Annotated in this window: 15 protein-coding genes; 6 read left to right on the top strand and 9 right to left on the bottom strand. The window is 61.3% G+C overall.

What is annotated here, in order from left to right; genetic code table 11:
* Positions 1 to 31: 31 nt before the first annotated feature.
* The 4 genes from dnaA to mutM all read right to left on the bottom strand — a co-directional run bounded on the left by dnaA (position 32) and on the right by mutM (position 4045).
* Positions 32 to 1393, bottom strand: a complete 1362-nt coding sequence (gene dnaA, locus BM229_RS10165) for a chromosomal replication initiator protein DnaA (protein WP_093927534.1) — start codon at positions 1391 to 1393, stop codon at positions 32 to 34.
* A 521-nt stretch (positions 1394 to 1914) separates the two neighbouring features.
* On the bottom strand, positions 1915 to 2178 hold the full coding sequence (gene rpsT, locus BM229_RS10160) for a 30S ribosomal protein S20 (protein WP_067622964.1): 264 nt from the start codon (positions 2176 to 2178) through the stop codon (positions 1915 to 1917).
* A 174-nt stretch (positions 2179 to 2352) separates the two neighbouring features.
* Positions 2353 to 3129, bottom strand: a complete 777-nt coding sequence (locus BM229_RS10155) for an enoyl-CoA hydratase (protein ID WP_093927533.1) — start codon at positions 3127 to 3129, stop codon at positions 2353 to 2355.
* A gap of 64 nt (positions 3130 to 3193) precedes the next feature.
* Entirely contained in the window at positions 3194 to 4045 is an 852-nt protein-coding gene (gene mutM, locus BM229_RS10150; RefSeq protein ID WP_093927532.1) for a bifunctional DNA-formamidopyrimidine glycosylase/DNA-(apurinic or apyrimidinic site) lyase, read from the bottom strand.
* 100 nt (positions 4046 to 4145) lie between these two features.
* Between mutM and ubiE the strand changes: the two genes are divergently transcribed.
* Both ubiE and ubiB read left to right on the top strand, forming a co-directional pair.
* The gene (gene ubiE / locus BM229_RS10145; protein ID WP_093927531.1) at positions 4146 to 4898 is read left to right on the top strand and encodes a bifunctional demethylmenaquinone methyltransferase/2-methoxy-6-polyprenyl-1,4-benzoquinol methylase UbiE; all 753 of its coding nucleotides are present in this window, start codon (positions 4146 to 4148) and stop codon (positions 4896 to 4898) included.
* Positions 4898 to 6430 carry a 2-polyprenylphenol 6-hydroxylase gene (gene ubiB / locus BM229_RS10140; RefSeq protein ID WP_093927530.1) on the top strand — a complete coding sequence of 511 codons (1533 nt, stop codon included), beginning with the start codon at positions 4898 to 4900 and terminating at the stop codon, positions 6428 to 6430. Before ubiE ends, ubiB begins: the two co-directional genes overlap by 1 nt.
* Positions 6431 to 6458: 28 nt before the next feature.
* Here the strand turns inward: ubiB and BM229_RS10135 are convergent, their stop codons facing one another.
* The gene (locus BM229_RS10135) at positions 6459 to 7640 is read right to left on the bottom strand and encodes an acetyl-CoA C-acyltransferase family protein (RefSeq protein ID WP_093927529.1); all 1182 of its coding nucleotides are present in this window, start codon (positions 7638 to 7640) and stop codon (positions 6459 to 6461) included.
* A gap of 115 nt (positions 7641 to 7755) precedes the next feature.
* Here BM229_RS10135 and BM229_RS10130 point away from each other — a divergent pair, with 115 nt between their 5' ends.
* The 3 genes from BM229_RS10130 to tdh all read left to right on the top strand — a co-directional run bounded on the left by BM229_RS10130 (position 7756) and on the right by tdh (position 10640).
* Positions 7756 to 8322: a helix-turn-helix domain-containing protein gene (locus BM229_RS10130; RefSeq protein ID WP_093927954.1), complete on the top strand. Its 567-nt coding sequence runs from the start codon at positions 7756 to 7758 to the stop codon at positions 8320 to 8322.
* A 93-nt stretch (positions 8323 to 8415) separates the two neighbouring features.
* Positions 8416 to 9603 (top strand): glycine C-acetyltransferase, encoded by a 1188-nt coding sequence (locus BM229_RS10125; RefSeq protein WP_093927528.1) that lies wholly within the window; start codon positions 8416 to 8418, stop codon positions 9601 to 9603.
* Positions 9600 to 10640, top strand: coding sequence for an L-threonine 3-dehydrogenase (gene tdh, locus BM229_RS10120; RefSeq protein ID WP_093927527.1), 1041 nt, complete (start codon positions 9600 to 9602; stop codon positions 10638 to 10640). The genes BM229_RS10125 and tdh overlap by 4 nt, the downstream gene beginning before the upstream one ends.
* Before the next feature lie 5 nt (positions 10641 to 10645).
* Here tdh and BM229_RS10115 read toward each other — a convergent pair whose 3' ends face one another.
* The 3 genes from BM229_RS10115 to BM229_RS10105 form a co-directional block, all read right to left on the bottom strand.
* Complete coding sequence (locus BM229_RS10115; RefSeq protein WP_093927526.1) at positions 10646 to 11374, bottom strand: metallophosphoesterase family protein; 729 nt, start codon at positions 11372 to 11374, stop codon at positions 10646 to 10648.
* Between the two features lie 132 nt (positions 11375 to 11506).
* Entirely contained in the window at positions 11507 to 13102 is a 1596-nt protein-coding gene (serA, locus tag BM229_RS10110; RefSeq protein ID WP_093927525.1) for a phosphoglycerate dehydrogenase, read from the bottom strand.
* 79 nt (positions 13103 to 13181) lie between these two features.
* Entirely contained in the window at positions 13182 to 14345 is a 1164-nt protein-coding gene (locus BM229_RS10105) for a phosphoserine transaminase (protein ID WP_093927524.1), read from the bottom strand.
* A gap of 154 nt (positions 14346 to 14499) precedes the next feature.
* On the opposite strand from BM229_RS10105, the gene serB reads away from it, so the two are divergent.
* Positions 14500 to 15375, top strand: a complete 876-nt coding sequence (gene serB / locus BM229_RS10100; RefSeq protein ID WP_093927523.1) for a phosphoserine phosphatase SerB — start codon at positions 14500 to 14502, stop codon at positions 15373 to 15375.
* 50 nt (positions 15376 to 15425) lie between these two features.
* Here the strand turns inward: serB and BM229_RS10095 are convergent, their stop codons facing one another.
* A complete protein-coding gene (locus tag BM229_RS10095) occupies positions 15426 to 16406 on the bottom strand; it encodes an asparaginase (protein WP_093927522.1) in 981 nt (326 codons plus the stop codon).
* Between the last annotated feature and the right edge of the window lie 15 nt (positions 16407 to 16421).

Raw genomic sequence — 16421 nt, 5'->3', positions numbered from 1 at the left:
TCCTGAACACAACCCCGTCAGCAGATTTGGGTCAGGATTCGAGCGCCCGGCGCAGCAGTTCCAGATCCTCGGCGATCTGACCGTCGGAAACCTTCAGTTCTTCGATCCGGCGCACACCATGCATGACGGTGGTATGATCACGCCCGCCAAAGCGGCGGCCAATCTCTGGCAAGGAGCGGCTGGTCATCTGCTTGCACAGATACATCGCCACCTGACGTGGGCGGGCATAGCTGCGCAGACGCTTGGGGCCGATCATATCGCTCAGACGGATGTTGTAGTGATCCGACACTTTCCGCTGGATTTCCTCGACCGAAATTTTGCGCTCTGAGGCGCGCAGCACGTCGGCCAGACAATCTTGGGTCAGGCCCATGTCGATCTCACGGCCCACGAGCGAGGCGAAAGCGAACAGACGGGTCAGCGCACCTTCGAGCACGCGGACGTTCGAGGTAATGCGATGCGCGAGGAATTCCAAAACGCCATCGGCAACTTCGAGGTCCGGATATGTCTTGCGCTGCACTTCGACCTTGCTTTGCAGAATGCCGAGGCGAAGCTCATAGTCCGTCGGGTGCAGGTCCACGATCAAGCCGCACTGCAGGCGTGATTTCACCCGATCTTCGAGGTCTTTGATCTCACCCGGTGCGCGGTCGGCAGAGATAATGATCTGTTTGTGCTGGTCCACGAGCGCATTGAACGTGTGGAAGAACTCTTCCTGCGTTGAATCCTTGCCCGCGATGAACTGCACGTCATCGACCATCAGCACGTCGACCGAACGGAAGATCTCTTTGAAGTCCATCATCTTGCGGTCGCGCAGCGCCTGCACAAAACGGTACATGAATTGCTCGGCCGAAAGATAAAGCACGTTCATCTCGGGCTTGCGCTCATGCAGCTCGCGGGCGATCGCGTGCATCAGGTGGGTCTTACCCAGACCGACACCGCCATAGAGGAACAGCGGGTTGAACGTGACCGGGCCACCTTCGGCAACACGGCGCGCGGCGGCATGGGCCAGTTCGTTTGGTTTGCCAACAACAAAGTTGTCAAAGCTAAAGCGCGGGTCGAGCGGGGCAGTGCTCAGCTGGCTATTGGCGGCGGGCTTTGCAGCGGCGGTGGTCTGCCGCGCAGCTGGGGCGGGCTTGTCGGCGGCATTGGCGGGCTGCTGGTTCAGCGCAAAATTCAGGCGCGTGGCATCGGTGCCAGCGGCGTTAATTTCATGCAAGATCAGGTCCGAGAAGTTCTGGCTGACGTAATTGCCAAAGAAGTTCGTGGGCACCTTGAGTGTCACGATTCCATCTTCGACATCGCCGGGCACAAGCGGCTCAATCCAAGTGGTGTAGTTGTTTTGCCCAACGGTCTTCAGAAGCCGCTCTTTGATCTCGCCCCAGTGATCTAATGTCATCGTGCCTAACGTCCCGCTTTGCTCTTCGCACAGAGGCCGAGTGGATCCCGACCCTAAATTTTCGTTTCACCCGGCAACAGATCATCCACCCGGTCCCACGCGGATGACCGACCTGTGTCCTTCGGACTTTGCTAGAATGGCCTGCCCATTAGCCTGCCACACCGTAAACCGGCGCAAGAGGCGCTGAACGAACCGTTCGTGTTCTCATCGACAGGGTAAACGTGCTGGCAGCAGCATTCACGACAGTGCATCGTGCCGTATTTCAACGGCCATCCGCACTTCCCTGAAGTTGGCATTCTGCCAATTGGCTGACGCCTGTTTCAGGGCCTGTCCCCCCAAGCGAAATGAATCGCTGAACCTTTGGTAGCAAGTGTTTCAGGTCCGCTTCAACATATCTTCCATCTTGACTCAGAGATTGCCTGAAAAGAATCTCTGACGTGTTTTTTTCGCTGCACTCGCACGAAAAAAGGCGCCGCAATGCGGCGCCTCTTGTCTTTCAAAGGGTTGGCTGTGGGGCAGGATTAACCCAGTGCTTTGACCCGTGCGGCCAGACGCGACATTTTGCGCGACGCGGTGTTTTTGTGGAAAACGCCTTTTGTGACGCCGCGCATCAGCTCGGGCTGGGCGGCTTTCAGAGCTGCGGTTGCGGCTTCTTTATCACCGGAGGTGATAGCTTCTTCGACTTTGCGCAGGTAGGTGCGGATGCGCGAACGACGGGCTTTGTTGATCGCAAAACGTTTCTCGTTTTGACGTGCGCGCTTTGCGGATTGTGTTGTGTTTGCCATGAGTATCAGCCTTCGGGTTCATTTTGTTGCGTAGCAATGCGTGACGCCAACCCTACCGGAAATCCGGGCCCCCAAAGGGCAGGTGATTCTAGCCAGAGCGGGCTGCACGCGCATGTATTGGGGCTGCCTATAAGACAGCAGGCGCGGCAATGCAAGCCGCGCCACTGGAATCGCTTACTTGTCGCGGAACTGCGCTTCGCGCTTTTCAAGGAAGGCCGACATGCCTTCTTTCTGGTCTTCGGTGTTGAACAGCGAATGGAACATGCGGCGCTCGAACAGAAGGCCTTCGCTCAGCGGCACCTCATAGGCGCGGTTCACGCATTCCTTGACCACGGTGGCCGAGATCATCGATTTCTCGGCAATTTTGCCGGCGGCGGCCATGGCTTCTTCCATCAGCTTTTTCACCGGCACAACGCGGGAGACGAGGCCCGAACGTTCCGCTTCTTCGGCATCCATGAAACGGCCCGTCAGGTTCATGTCCATCGCTTTGGACTTGCCCACCAGACGGGTCAGACGCTGTGTCCCGCCGATGCCTGCCACAACACCAAGGTTGATCTCGGGCTGACCGAACTTGGCGCTTTCCGAACAGATGATGAAATCGCACATCATCGCCAATTCGCAGCCACCGCCCAAGGCATAGCCCGACACGGCTGCGATGATCGGCTTGCGCACGCGCAGGATTTGATCGGTCTCTGGCGTGAAGAGATCCCCCATGAAGACGTCGACAAAGCTTTTCTCGCGCATCATTGCGATGTCGGCGCCGGCAGCGAATGCCTTTTCCGACCCGGTAATAACGATGCAGCGCACCTTGTCGTTTTCCTGCGCGCCTTTCAGCGCCTTGGCCAATTCACCCAGCAACGCGTCGTTGAGCGCATTGAGCGCATCCGGGCGGTTGAGGGTGATCAGGGCCACATGGTTGTCCACGTCCACGGTGATCGTTTCGTAAGCCATCAAGAATGCTCTTTGTTGTTGCGCTCAGGGGAATGTGCATACCACGGCACCCCCATGTTTCAAGTTATCTTTGGCAGCGCGGGCAATAGAAGGAGGACCGGCCGCTCTGAACAATGCGGCCAATGGTGCCATCACAACCCGGTCTGCGACAGGGTTCGCCCTCCCGCCCATAGACATCAAAGCTATGTTGGAAGTAGCCCAATTCGCCATCGGCTTGGCGGAAGTCTTTCAGTGACGATCCCCCCGCCTCGATCGCATCGGCCAGCACGTTGCGGATGATTGGCACCAGCCCCGCGATCCGGGTGGCCGAGATACGCCCGGCCTTGCGGGCCGGGTGAATGCCCGCCCTGTAAAGCGCTTCGCAGACATAGATATTTCCCAAACCTGCTACGATCCGCTGATCCAGCAGGGCGGATTTGATCGGTGTATTGCGCCCTTTTAGTGCGGCCACCAGATGCGCTTCGTGAAAGTCATTGCCCAAGGGTTCCGGCCCGAGCGAGGCCAGCAGTTTATGCGTCTCGGCCCCGGCGGTGGGCATCAGATCCATCGCGCCGAAACGGCGGGGGTCGTTGAAGGTGATCCGCGCACCGTTACCCATATGCAACACGACGTGGTCATGTTTCTCGGGCGCGGGGTGGTTGTGCTGAAATTGCCCCAGAGGGTCGCCCGAGACCAGCATCCGCCCCGACATCCCCAGATGCACCAACAGCGATTCCCCGCTCGCCAGATCGGCCAGAATATACTTCGACCGCCGCCGCAGCAGCCCGACCCGCTGCCCGGTCAACCGCTCGGCCATCCGCTCGGGGAAGGGCCAGCGCAGATCGGGGCGGTTGACTTCGGCCCGGGCGATCACTTGGCCCTCCATCGCGGGGGCCAGCCCCCGGCGGACGGTTTCGACCTCTGGCAGTTCCGGCATCTCGGTTTCCCCTCTGGCTTGCCTGTGACAAAAGGCACGCATTGTCCCCAGCCTACGGCACCCTATAACAAGGGACTGAACCAGAGGATCGCAAGAGCAGATGACCCAGGACGCCGACAAAACCACCCATTTCGGGTTCGAGACCGTACCCGAGCATGAAAAAGCAGGTCGCGTGCAGGGTGTGTTCAACTCCGTCGCCAGCAAATACGACATCATGAACGATGTGATGAGCATGGGGATCCACCGCGTCTGGAAAGAAGCGATGATGGATTGGCTCGCCCCGCGTCCCGGTCAGAAGTTGCTCGATGTGGCGGGGGGCACGGGCGATGTGTCTTTCAAATTTCTAGGCCGCGCGGGCCACGGTCATGCCACGGTGCTTGACTTGACCGAGCCGATGCTCGTCGAAGGCCGCAAACGGGCCGAGGCCGACAGCCTGACCGGCAGCCTCGATTGGGTGGTGGGCGATGCCATGGCGCTGCCGTTTCCCGAAAATACATTCGACGTCTACACGATCAGCTTCGGCATCCGAAACGTGACCCGCCCTCAAGAGGCGCTGAACGAGGCTTACCGCGTGCTGCGCCCCGGTGGCCGTCTGATGGTGTTGGAGTTCAGCCAACTGCCCAACCCGGCGATGCAAAAAGCCTATGACCTCTACAGTTTCAACGTGATCCCGCGCATGGGACAGGCCATCGCGGGCGACCGCGACAGCTATCAATATCTGGTCGAATCGATCCGTAACTTCCCCGATCAAGAGACCTTCTTGTCGATGGTCCGCGCGGCGGGCTTTGGGCAGGCCAAATATCGCAACCTGACCATGGGGATCGCGGCGCTGCATTCGGGCTGGAAACTCTGATGCGCGGTCCGCACAACATCTGGCGGTTGATCCGCACCGGCGCGACGCTGGAACGCGCGGGCGCGATGAATGTGGTGCTGGATGCTTTTGACGCCTCCCCGCCGCTGCGTTTCGTCGCCCGCGCGCTTGGCCTGCCGTTCAAATGGCTGGGCTACAAGGGCGACCCGAACATGCCGCCCGCCACCCGCGCGCTCACGGCGCTTGGCCCGGCCTACATCAAATTTGGTCAGGTGCTGTCGACCCGGCCTGACGTGGTGGGCGACGATCTGGCGGTGCAATTGCGCGTGCTGCAAGACAAGCTGCCGCCTTTTGAAACGGCGCTTGCCCGCAGGGCGGTCGAGCAGGAGTTGGGTGAGCCGGTCAACGCGATCTTTTCCGAGTTCAGCGAACCCGTCGCCGCGGCCTCCATCGCGCAGGTGCATCACGCGCGGCTGGCCGAGACCGGCGAAGAGGTCGCCGTCAAAGTCCTGCGCCCCGGCATCGAAAAAGCCTTCCGCAAGGACATTGACGCCTTCTACCTAGCCGCCCGCATGGCCGAGATTTTCTCGCCTGGTTCACGCCGCCTGCGCCCGATGGACGTGATCGAACATTTCGACGGCGTGGTGCGTGGCGAGTTGGACCTGCGGCTGGAAAGCTCTGCCGCGTCTGAGTTCGCGGCCAACACCAAAGATGATCCCGGCTTTCAACTGCCCGAAATCAAATGGAATTATTCGGGCCGCCGCGTGATGACGCTGGGCTGGGCCGATGGCCTGCCGCTGGGCGACAACGCGGCACTCGATGCCGCCGGGCACGACCGCGTGGCGCTGTCGGAACGGGTGCTGCAACTCTTTTTGCAACACGCCCTGCGCGATGGTTATTTCCACGCCGACATGCACCAAGGCAACCTCAAGGTTGCGGCCAACGGCGATATCATCGCCTATGACTTCGGCATCATGGGCCATATCGACAGCTATACCCGTCGGGTGTACGCGGAAATTCTCTACGGTTTCATCCGTCGTGACTATATGCGCGTGGCCAAAGTGCATTTCGAGGCGGGTTATGTGCCCGCTGACAAGGATGTCGATGAATTCGCCCGCGCCCTGCGCGCGGTAGGCGAGCCGATTTTCGGCATGGACGCTACCCGCATCTCCATGGCTCGGTTGCTGACCTATCTGTTCGAAGTGACTGAGCGTTTCGGCATGGAAACCCGGACCGAGCTGATCTTGCTGCAACGCACCATGGTCGTGGTCGAGGGCGTCGCCCGCTCGCTCAACCCGCATATCAACATCTGGGAAGTCGCAAGCCCGATTGTGACCGATTACATCACCAAGTCGCTAGGGCCGCGCGCGATCGTTTCTGATCTGCGCGACACGGCGATGGTCATGGCCCGCTTTGGTCCGCGTTTGCCGGGGCTGGTCGAACAGGCGCTGAACCGTCAAGCCGAAGAGCAGCCGCCGCGCCGCCCGCGTTTCTGGCGCTATATCGCGGCGACTGCGGTGATGTCCGGCATGGCCGGGGCCACCACAATCGCCCTGATCGACGCGCTGCTTTAGGGCAGGGGGCCGCGGAGGCCCCCCGCATTTAGGCAATACGTTCGATTGCCATCGCGATGCCCTGACCGCCACCGATGCACATGGTGATCAACGCGCGCTTGCCGCCGATCCGCTCCAGCTCATAAAGCGCCTTTACGGTGATGATCGCCCCCGTCGCGCCGACCGGGTGGCCAAGCGCAATCGCCCCACCGTTGGGGTTCACCTTCGCAGGATCAAAGCCCAGCTCTTTGTTCACAGCTAGTGCTTGGCTGGCGAAGGCCTCGTTGCTTTCGATCACGTCGAAGTCGCTGGCTTTCAGCCCGGTGCGTTTCAGCAAGTTCTGCACGGCAGGGATCGGCCCGATGCCCATCACCTCAGGCCGCACACCAGCATGGGCGTAGCCTATAATGCGCGCACGGGGTTTTAACCCAGCGGCCTCAGCCGCTTCGGCGCGGGCCAGCACCAGTGCTGCCGCACCGTCATTGATGCCGCTGGCGTTACCGGCGGTGACACGCCCGTCCTTCTGGAACACCGGACGCAGCCCGGCCAGCGCTTCGGCGGTGGTCGCCTTGGGGTGTTCGTCGGTGTCGAACGGCACCATGTCGCGCTTGACCTTTACGTCGACCGGCACGATCTGATCTTTGAAATGCCCCGCCGCGATGGCCGCCGCTGCGCGCTCTTGGCTTTGCAGGGCAAAGGCGTCCATTTCTTCGCGGGTAACGGTATGCTCATCCGCCACATTCTCGGCGGTGACCCCCATGTGACCGGTGCCGAAGGGGCAGTTCAGCGTGCCCAAAAGCATGTCGACGCTGCGGACATCGCCCATCTTTTGGCCCCAGCGGGCGTCGGGCAGGATATAGGGCGCGCGCGACATGCTCTCGGCCCCCCCGGCAAGGGCGAAATCCGCATCACCGAGCATGAGGCTTTGGGTGGCCGAGACCAGCGCCTGCACGCCCGAACCGCACAGGCGGTTCACGTTCATCGCAGGCACTTCATCAGGCACACCCGCCTCCCGCGCGGCGACGCGGCTGAGGTACATGTCGCGCGGCTCGGTGTTGATGACATTGCCGAAAACCACATGGCCGATCTGCGCCGGGTCAACGCCTGCACGCTCCATCGCGGCGCGGGCCACGGTGCTGCCCAAGGTGGTTGGCGGGGTCGCGGCAAGGCTGCCGCCGAAATTACCGATGGCGGTGCGTGCGCCGCCCAAGATGACGATATCGTTTGACATGAAGCTCTCCTCTATCCGTTGGCGGTACTATGGGGCGGAGATGAACCATTGTCAGGCGAAACGTCCCGTCAAAGCGCCGCTTGACAGGGGCAGTGCGCCGCGCGACATATCCGCCATGACGGAAAATAATGACAAGATCCTGACGCAACTGCCCGCCCGCCTGAAAGAAGCGCGGCAGGGGCAGGGGCTGTCGCTTGATGCCGTGGCCAAGCTGTCGGGGGTGTCGCGCTCTATGGTGAGCCAGATTGAACGCGGGGAATCGAGCCCGACCATCGCCACGCTGTGGAACCTGACCCGTGCGTTGCAGGTGGATTTCGCGGGGCTTTTGGATGGTGCCCCCACCGAAGCGCAGATTGAAGTGCTGCGCAGTGCTGCGGTGCCGACGATCAACAACCTTGGCTCCGGCTGTCGCATCCGCATCCTATCCCCGCCGGAAGAGGCCGGGCATCATGAGGTGTATGAGCTGCTCATCGCCGAGGGCGGCATGTTGGACAGCGCCCCGCATACCCGTGGTGCCCGTGAGCATCTGAGCGTCTTTGAAGGTGCTGTCGAGATCACCAGCGGCGCGGGGACCGAGCAATTGCAGGCCGGAGACACCGCGCGCTACGCCGCCGACGTGCCCCACGCCATCCGCGCCACGGCGGGACCGGTGCGGGCCTTCCTGGTCGTGCAGGACGCCTGATATCCGGTATATCGGAAAAAATCCGCTATTCAAGAAATCCTCTATTCCGGAATAGCCTCCGCTATGGTAGATGATTCTCAAAAGGAGAGTCTCATGACCAAAGCATTTCTGGACCACATCACCGACACTCTGGCCGGGATCGACGCCGAGGGCATGATGAAGCGCGAGCGCCTGATCACCACACCGCAGGGCGGGGAGATCGCGGTGGGCGACCGCGAGGTTATCAACCTCTGCGCCAACAACTATCTCGGCCTTGCCGATCATCCCGAATTGATTGCCACCGCCAAAGAGGCGATGGACGAGAAGGGATTCGGCATGGCCTCGGTCCGCTTTATCTGCGGCACGCAGGACATCCACCGCGAGTTGGAGCAGAAGCTGGCGGGCTTCCTCGGGCATGACGATTCGATCCTCTTCGCCGCCTGTTTCGACGCCAACGGCGGGCTGTTCGAGCCGCTGCTGGGGCCGGAGGATGCGGTGATCTCGGACGCGCTGAACCATGCGTCGATCATCGACGGCATCCGCCTGTGTAAGGCCAAGCGCTACCGCTACGCCAACAGCGACATGGCAGATCTGGAGGCCAAGCTGAAACAGGCCCGTGAAGACGGCGCTCGCTTCATCATGATCGCGACGGACGGGGTCTTCTCCATGGACGGCTATCTGGCGAACCTGCCCGAGATCACCGCACTGGCGGAGAAATACGAGGCGCTGGTGATGGTCGACGATTGCCATTCCACCGGCTTCATGGGGCCAAAGGGCGCGGGCACCCCGGCGCATCACGGGGTCAAGGTCGACATCGTGACCGGCACGCTGGGCAAGGCGCTTGGCGGGGCGATTGGCGGCTATATCGCCGGGCCGCAGGCGGTGATCGACCTGCTGCGCCAGCGCGCGCGGCCCTATCTGTTTTCCAACTCGCTGCCCTCGTCGATTGTCATGGCAGGGATGCGGGCGCTGGAACTGGTGGAGCAAGGCGATGATCTACGCGCGCAGTTGTTCGAAAACACAGCATACTGGCGTGCGGGGCTGGAAAGGCTTGGCTTTGACCTGCTGCCGGGCGAGCATCCCATCGTGCCGGTCATGCTGGGCGAGGCGCAACTGGCGCAGGACATGGCGGCAAAGCTCTTTGAGGAGGGGGTCTATGTCTCCGGCTTCTTCTTCCCGGTGGTGCCACGCGGGCAGGCCCGCATCCGCACTCAGATGAACGCAGCCTTAACGCGCGAGCAATTGGACCGGGCGCTGAAAGCCTTTGAAGTGGCTGGCAAGGCATGTGGGGTGATCGAATGACCACGAATGAAATGAAGGCGCTGTCAAAGCTGCATGCCCGCGAGGGGCTGTGGATGACCCACGCCCCGGTGCCGGAAATCGGCCCGGATGACGTGCTGATTAAGATCAACAAGACCGGTATCTGCGGCACCGATATTCACATCTGGAATTGGGACGACTGGGCTGCGCAGACCGTGCCGGTGGGACTGATCACCGGCCATGAGTTCGCGGGTGAGATCGTGGAATTGGGCCGCAATGTCGAAGGGCTGGAGATCGGCCAGCGCTGCTCGGGCGAGGGGCATTTGATCGGCAAACAGTCGCGTCAAAGCCGCGCGGGCAAATTCCACCTCGATCCCGCAACGCGGGGTATTGGAGTGAACGAGCAGGGGGCCTTTGCGCAGTACCTTAAGCTGCCCGCGTTCAATGTTGTCCCGCTGCCGGATGAGATTTCGGACGACATCGGCGCGATCCTCGATCCCTTGGGCAACGCGGTGCATACAGCGCTCAGCTTCGATCTGGTGGGCGAGGATGTGTTGATTACAGGCGCGGGCCCCATCGGCATCATGGCCGCCGCCATCGCGCGGCATGTGGGCGCGCGGCATGTGGTGATCACTGATGTGAACCCTGCGCGGCTGGCGCTTGCGGAAAAGGTCGCCGATGTGGTGACGGTTAATGTCGCCGAGGAGAATTTGGCCGACGTGATCCCCCGGCTAAAGATGAAACAGGGCTTTGACGTCGGTTTAGAGATGTCCGGCAACCAACAGGCGCTCGATCAGATGGTCGAGGCCATGACCATGGGCGGGCGTATCGCCATGCTGGGCATCCCACCGGGCAAGTCGCCGGTGGACTGGAGCCGGATCGTTTTCAAGGCGATCACCATCAAGGGCGTCTATGGCCGCGAGATTTTCGAGACGTGGTACAAGATGATCGCCATGCTGGAAAACGGGCTCGACGTCTCGCAGATCATCACCCATCGCTTCGGCGTAGATGATTTCGAGAAGGGCTTCGCCGCGATGAAGTCCGGCCAGTCGGGCAAAGTAGTCCTCGACTGGACGTGAACCAATCAGGGGCGCAGGCGATTGCGCCCCTGTTGCGTCAGAACCCAAACGTCTTCGCCTTCAAACACCGCTGCACAAAGCGGTTTTCCGTAGCCCGCGCCAGTGTCGAGGTTGACGCGGTTACCGTAATGCGTAGCGCTATCCACAGGGGTGTGGCCATGCACGATCAGCTTGGGATGTGGTGCGGTGAATTCGTGAAACTCTTTGCGGATCCACAGCAGGTCATTCTCGGTCTGATCATCCAGCGGCACCCCGGGGCGGATACCCGCATGGGCAAAGAAGTGGTCGGGCGTTTGATGCGACAGCGCGAGGGTTTTCAAGAAGTCGACATGCGCCTGCGGCACCGCTTCGCGGGCCTTTGCATGAACGTCTGACATCCGGTCGCGTCCGTTGACGGGTACACCGTAGGACCCCAGCGTCGTGTCGCCGCCTAAGCGCGGGTTCAGCCAATTCAGTTCAACTAGCAAAAGCGGATCATGACGCGGGAAATCCTCCATGAACCAACTGAACATGCGGTCATGATTGCCCATCAAAAAGGTCCAGTTGCGGCCGTCGGCCTTGCCGGTGACCAGCCGTTCGATCACCGCTTTGCTGTCGGGGCCACGGTCGGTGTAATCGCCAAGGAAGACGATGCGCGCGTCTGGCCCGCCGTCTTCTTCGATCAAAGTCAGCACGCGCTCAAGTTCGGCAGCGTAACCGTGGATGTCTCCGATGGCATAGATGGGGTTGGGCATGGTCGTTCCTGTCCTTCTGCACCCCCTCGTGATGCCGCAAAGCCAGCGCGAAGGAAAGGCTTGGACCAACGATACTCCCAAAAGCAAAAGCGCCCCACGAGGGGGCGCTTTCAGATTGTGCAGTTGCGAGGCTTAGGCCACGTCGAATTGCAGCGGCTTGATCTGCCGGAACATGCCGGTGTCGCGCAGCTTGCCGATCACGGTTTCTGGCACCTGATCGTCCACATAGAGCAGGGCAATCGCCTCGCCCTTGGCGGTATGGCGGCCCAAGGTGAAGTTGGCGATGTTCACACCGTTTTCGCCCATGGTCTGGCCCAATGTGCCGATGATGCCCGGCACGTCTTCGTTGGTTGTGTAAAGCATATGTTCCCCGATCTCGGCATCGATGGTGATGCCTTTGATCTGGATAAAGCGCGGCTTGCCATCCGAGAACACGGTGCCCGCGATGGAGCGCTCGCGCTTTTCGGTCACCACGGTCACTTTGACATAGCCGTCGAAGACGCCGGATTTGTCTTGGTTGGTGGTGCTGATTTGGATGCCCTTTTCACGGGCGACCACGGGGGCGGAAACCATGTTCACGTCCGGGTTGGCGCGTTTCATGATACCCGCCACGACGCCACAGTTCAGCGCCTTGAGGTTCATTTGTGCGACGGAGCCGTCATAAAGGATATTGATCGCCTTGATCGGCTCGTCGGTCATCTGACCGATGAAGGCACCGAGGTGACCAGCCAGTTTGACCCATGGGCCCATGACCTTGGCTTCTTCGGCGGTGACCGATGGCATGTTCAGCGCGTTGGTCACGGCACCGGTCAGCAGGTAGTCCGACATCTGCTCGGCCACTTGCAGCGCCACGTTTTCCTGCGCTTCGGTGGTCGCGGCACCCAGGTGCGGCGTGCAGACCACGTTGGGCAGGTTGAACAACGGGTTCTCCTTGGCCGGTTCCTCTGCGAAGACATCGAAACCCGCGCCCGCCACATGGCCGGATTTCAACAGGTCGGCGAGCGCTTCTTCGTCAACCAGACCGCCACGGGCGCAGTTGATGATGCGCACGCCGGGCTTGGTCTTTTCAAGGTTCTCGCGGCTGAGGATATTCGCCGTCTGCTCAGTGAAGGGAACGTGGAGGGTGATGAAATCGGCGCGGGTCAGCAGTTCGTCCAGCTCGACCTTTTCGACACCCATCTTCTCGGCCTTTTCTTCGCCCAAGAAGGGGTCATAGGCCACGACTTTCATCTTGAGGCCCCGCGCGCGGTCGCAAACGATGCCGCCGATGTTGCCCGCGCCGATGACGCCCAGCGTCTTGCCGGTGAGCTCAACGCCCATGAACTTCGACTTTTCCCATTTGCCGGCGTGGGTGGAGGCCGACGCTTCGGGGATCTGGCGCGCCACGGCGAACATCATCGCGATGGCATGTTCGGCAGTGGTGATCATGTTGCCGAAGGGCGTGTTCATCACGATCACACCCTGTTTCGACGCGGCTTCCTTGTCGATGTTGTCGGTGCCGATGCCCGCGCGGCCGACCACTTTGAGGTTCGGCGCGGCGGCGAGGATCTTTTCCGTCACCTTGGTGGCGGAGCGGATCGCGAGGCCGTCATAGTTGCCGATCACTTCGGCCAGTTTGTCTTTGTCCTTGCCCAGATCGGGCTGGAAATCAACGTCTATGCCACGGTCGCGAAAGATCTGAACGGCGGCTTCCGACAGGCTGTCGGAAATGAGTACTTTGGGAGCCATTTTTGTGGTCCTTTTCAAAAATATGGGGGCAGGGGCGGCGCGTGGGATCACGCGCCCGCCGGAATGCTTTAGGTGTTGATTAGGCGTTGATTTCGGCTTCAAAGGCCCATTCGAGCCACGGCAGCATCGCTTCGATATCAGCCGTTTCAACCGTGCCGCCGCACCAGATGCGCAGGCCCGGAGGGGCATCGCGGTAAGCGCCGACGTCGAGGGCTGCGCCTTCAGCTTCCAGCCGCTTGGCCACGGCCTTGGCAAAGGCTGCGCCGTCTTGAATGCGGTCGTCGGTAAATTTCAAGCAAACCGAGGTGTTGGACCGAGTCGCGGGATCGGTGGCGAGGAAATCAATCCAATCATGCGCTTCGACGAATTCGGCAATCGCCTTGGTGTTGGCATCGGCCCGCGCGATCAGCCCTTTGAGGCCGCCCACGGATTTCGCCCAGTCCAGCGCCTGCAGGTAGTCTTCGACGCAGAGCATCGAAGGGGTGTTGATCGTCTCGCCCTTGAAGATCCCTTCGATCAGCTTGCCGCCTTTGGTCAGGCGGAAGATTTTCGGCAAGGGCCATGCGGGGGTGTAGCTTTCCAACCGCTCAACTGCGCGGGGGCTCAGGATCAGCATGCCATGCGCCGCTTCGCCGCCCAGCACCTTCTGCCAAGAGAAGGTCGTCACATCCAGTTTATCCCACGGCAGGTCCATCGCAAAGGCCGCCGAGGTGGCGTCGCAAAGCGTCAGGCCCGCGCGGTCAGCGAAGATCGCATCGCCATTGGGCATGCGCACGCCGGAGGTGGTGCCGTTCCAAGTGAAGCAAACGTCGTTGTCATAGTTCAGCGCAGCCATGTCGACGATCTCGCCGTACTCGGCGGTGTGGACCTGCGCTTCGATTTTCAGCTGTTTGACCGCATCGGTGACCCAGCCTGCGCCGAAGGATTCCCAAGCAACCATCTCAGCCGGGCGTTCGCCCAAGAGCGACCACATGGCCATCTCGAATGCGCCGGTGTCGGAGGCGGGCACGATGCCGATGCGGTAATCCGCAGGCACGCCGAGTACCTCGCGGGTGGTCTCGATTGCCTCAAGCAACTTGGCCTTGCCGGGTGCGGCACGGTGGCTGCGGCCCAATGGTGCGTCCGCCAGCTTGGTCAGATCGAATGTGGGGATTTTGGCGCAGGGGCCGGAAGAGAAACGTGGGTTTGCCGGTACGGCAACAGGTTTCGTGTCCGGGCGCGATGCCGGTTGTGTAATAGCCATTTATGCTACCCTCTCAGATAATCGCCCTTCGTTGGGGAAGGGTGTCCCACTTGTCGGCATACGCGTGGAGGCCGGGCTGGCGCAAGTCGCAAAATGGCGCTAGGACGCCGGTCATGTCGCTTTGCGCGGCGCGAATGATGCGGATCGGAAACTTATGTTCACGGCAATCTTGTTGACCTCCCCCTCCAAACCCTCCCTCGAAGCGGCGCTGGTCGAAAGCCTGCGCAACGCTTGGGGCGGGGGCGACGCGCTTTGGCTGGCCCCGGATGAGGCGGCGGAATTCTCGCTGGCCCAGATGCCGGAAAACCGTTGGGACGTTTGGGAAAGCTGCCAATCCATGGGCGTCGATCTGGTGATCGTGCCCAGCAAAGGCCGCCGCAAGAAGATGCTGCTGGCCGATATGGACAGCACCATGATCCAGCAGGAGTGCATCGACGAGTTGGCCGAGGAAGCGGGCGTTGGCGCCCATGTGAAAGAAATTACCGCCCGCGCCATGAACGGTGAGTTGGATTTCGACGGCGCGCTGCGCGAACGTGTCGGTCTGCTGAAAGGGCTGGAAGCCGCTGTCATTGACAAGGTTTTGGCCGAGCGGATCACCCTGATGCCCGGCGGCGGTGCCTTGGTGGGCACGATGAAAGCCAACGGCGGCTATGCCGCGCTGGTTTCGGGCGGGTTCACCGCCTTTACTGCCAAAGTGGCTGAGATGCTGGGCTTTGATGAGAACCGCGCCAATACGCTGCTGGTCGATGGGGCGGCGCTGACCGGCGATGTGGGTATGCCGATCTTGGGCCGCGAGGCCAAAGTCGCCGCGCTGGAAGAGATCACCGCAAAGTTGGGGATCACCGAAGATCAGGTCGTCGCCGTGGGCGATGGGGCCAATGATCTGGGCATGTTGGGGCGGGCTGGCATGGGCGTGGCGCTGCACGCAAAGCCGTCGGTCGCGGCGGAATGCGACATCCGCGTCAATTTCGGCGATTTGACCGCGCTGCTTTTCGTGCAGGGCTATGCGCGCACCGAATTTGCGGGCTGAGACCGCGTGGCGCTGCTGTTTCGTTTGAATAAAGCGGCAGCGCGAGAGGTTTAGAGCAGTCCCGCCGCTGGTTTCAGCATCCCGGTCTCAAGCCCGCGCCAGTTGGTGATGGGCGTATTCATCCGCTTGAGCGCGGCGGGGTGGTTGGCGTCCAGCGCGCCCAGTTTGACCAGCAGCGCGGTGATCGCGCATTCGGCGGCGCGGGTGGTGCCGCAGGCGGCTTTGAGCGCGATACCCAGCTTGCGCTCGGGCCAAATGGCGATGAAGAAGCCTTCGGCCCCGGTTTTCAGGGCTACCTTACCGTCCATCGCCCGCATCAGTTCCGTGCAGACGCGGCCTTCGCCGGCGACCAGTTCGGGGTGCAGCCGCATGGCTTGGTGCAGGCGCGCTTCGGCAGAGCCTTCGGGGGCGGCGGCGAAATGCGCCATGGCGCGGGCCATGCCGTGTAGGGTGCAGGCCGGGTTGGGGGCCGAACAGCCGTCAATGCCATAGCCGGGCGAGGTTTCTTGGGTGACCGTCTCGAAAGCCTCAAGGCAGGCTTTCTGCACCGCGTGATCGGGCTTTTCGTAATCCGCTACCCCGCCGAGGTGTTTGTTCAGCGTGAGGAACCCCGCGTGTTTGCCTGAGCAGTTGTTGTGGATTTGGCAGGGTTTCTCATGCGCGCGGATCAGCGCTTCCATGGCGTCACGGTCATTGGGTTCCTGTGCGCCGCAGCGAAAATCATCATCGCCCAGCCCCAGCGTGTCGAGCCAAACGCCGACACGGTCGGTGTGGATTGCCGCACCTTGGTGCGAGGCACAGGCAAGGGCCAGTTGTTCGGTGCTCAGACCCGCTGCGTCGGCGGCGCCTGAATTGATCAGGGGGAGTGCTTGGATCATCTTCGACGAAGAGCGCGGCAGGATCACTTTCTCAGGATCACCCCAAGCCTCGACGATCTGGCCGCTGTCGTCACAGATCACGGCATGCCCAGAATGTACGCTTTCCAGAAAGGGTCCGCGCCAGATTTCCGCAAATGGGGCTGCTTTGGTCATGAGGTTCATCCTGTT

Source organism: Sulfitobacter dubius (assembly GCF_900113435.1).
Lineage (GTDB): Bacteria > Pseudomonadota > Alphaproteobacteria > Rhodobacterales > Rhodobacteraceae > Sulfitobacter > Sulfitobacter dubius.
Note: the sequence above shows the minus strand (reverse complement) of the source record. Positions and strands in the feature narration are given on the sequence as shown.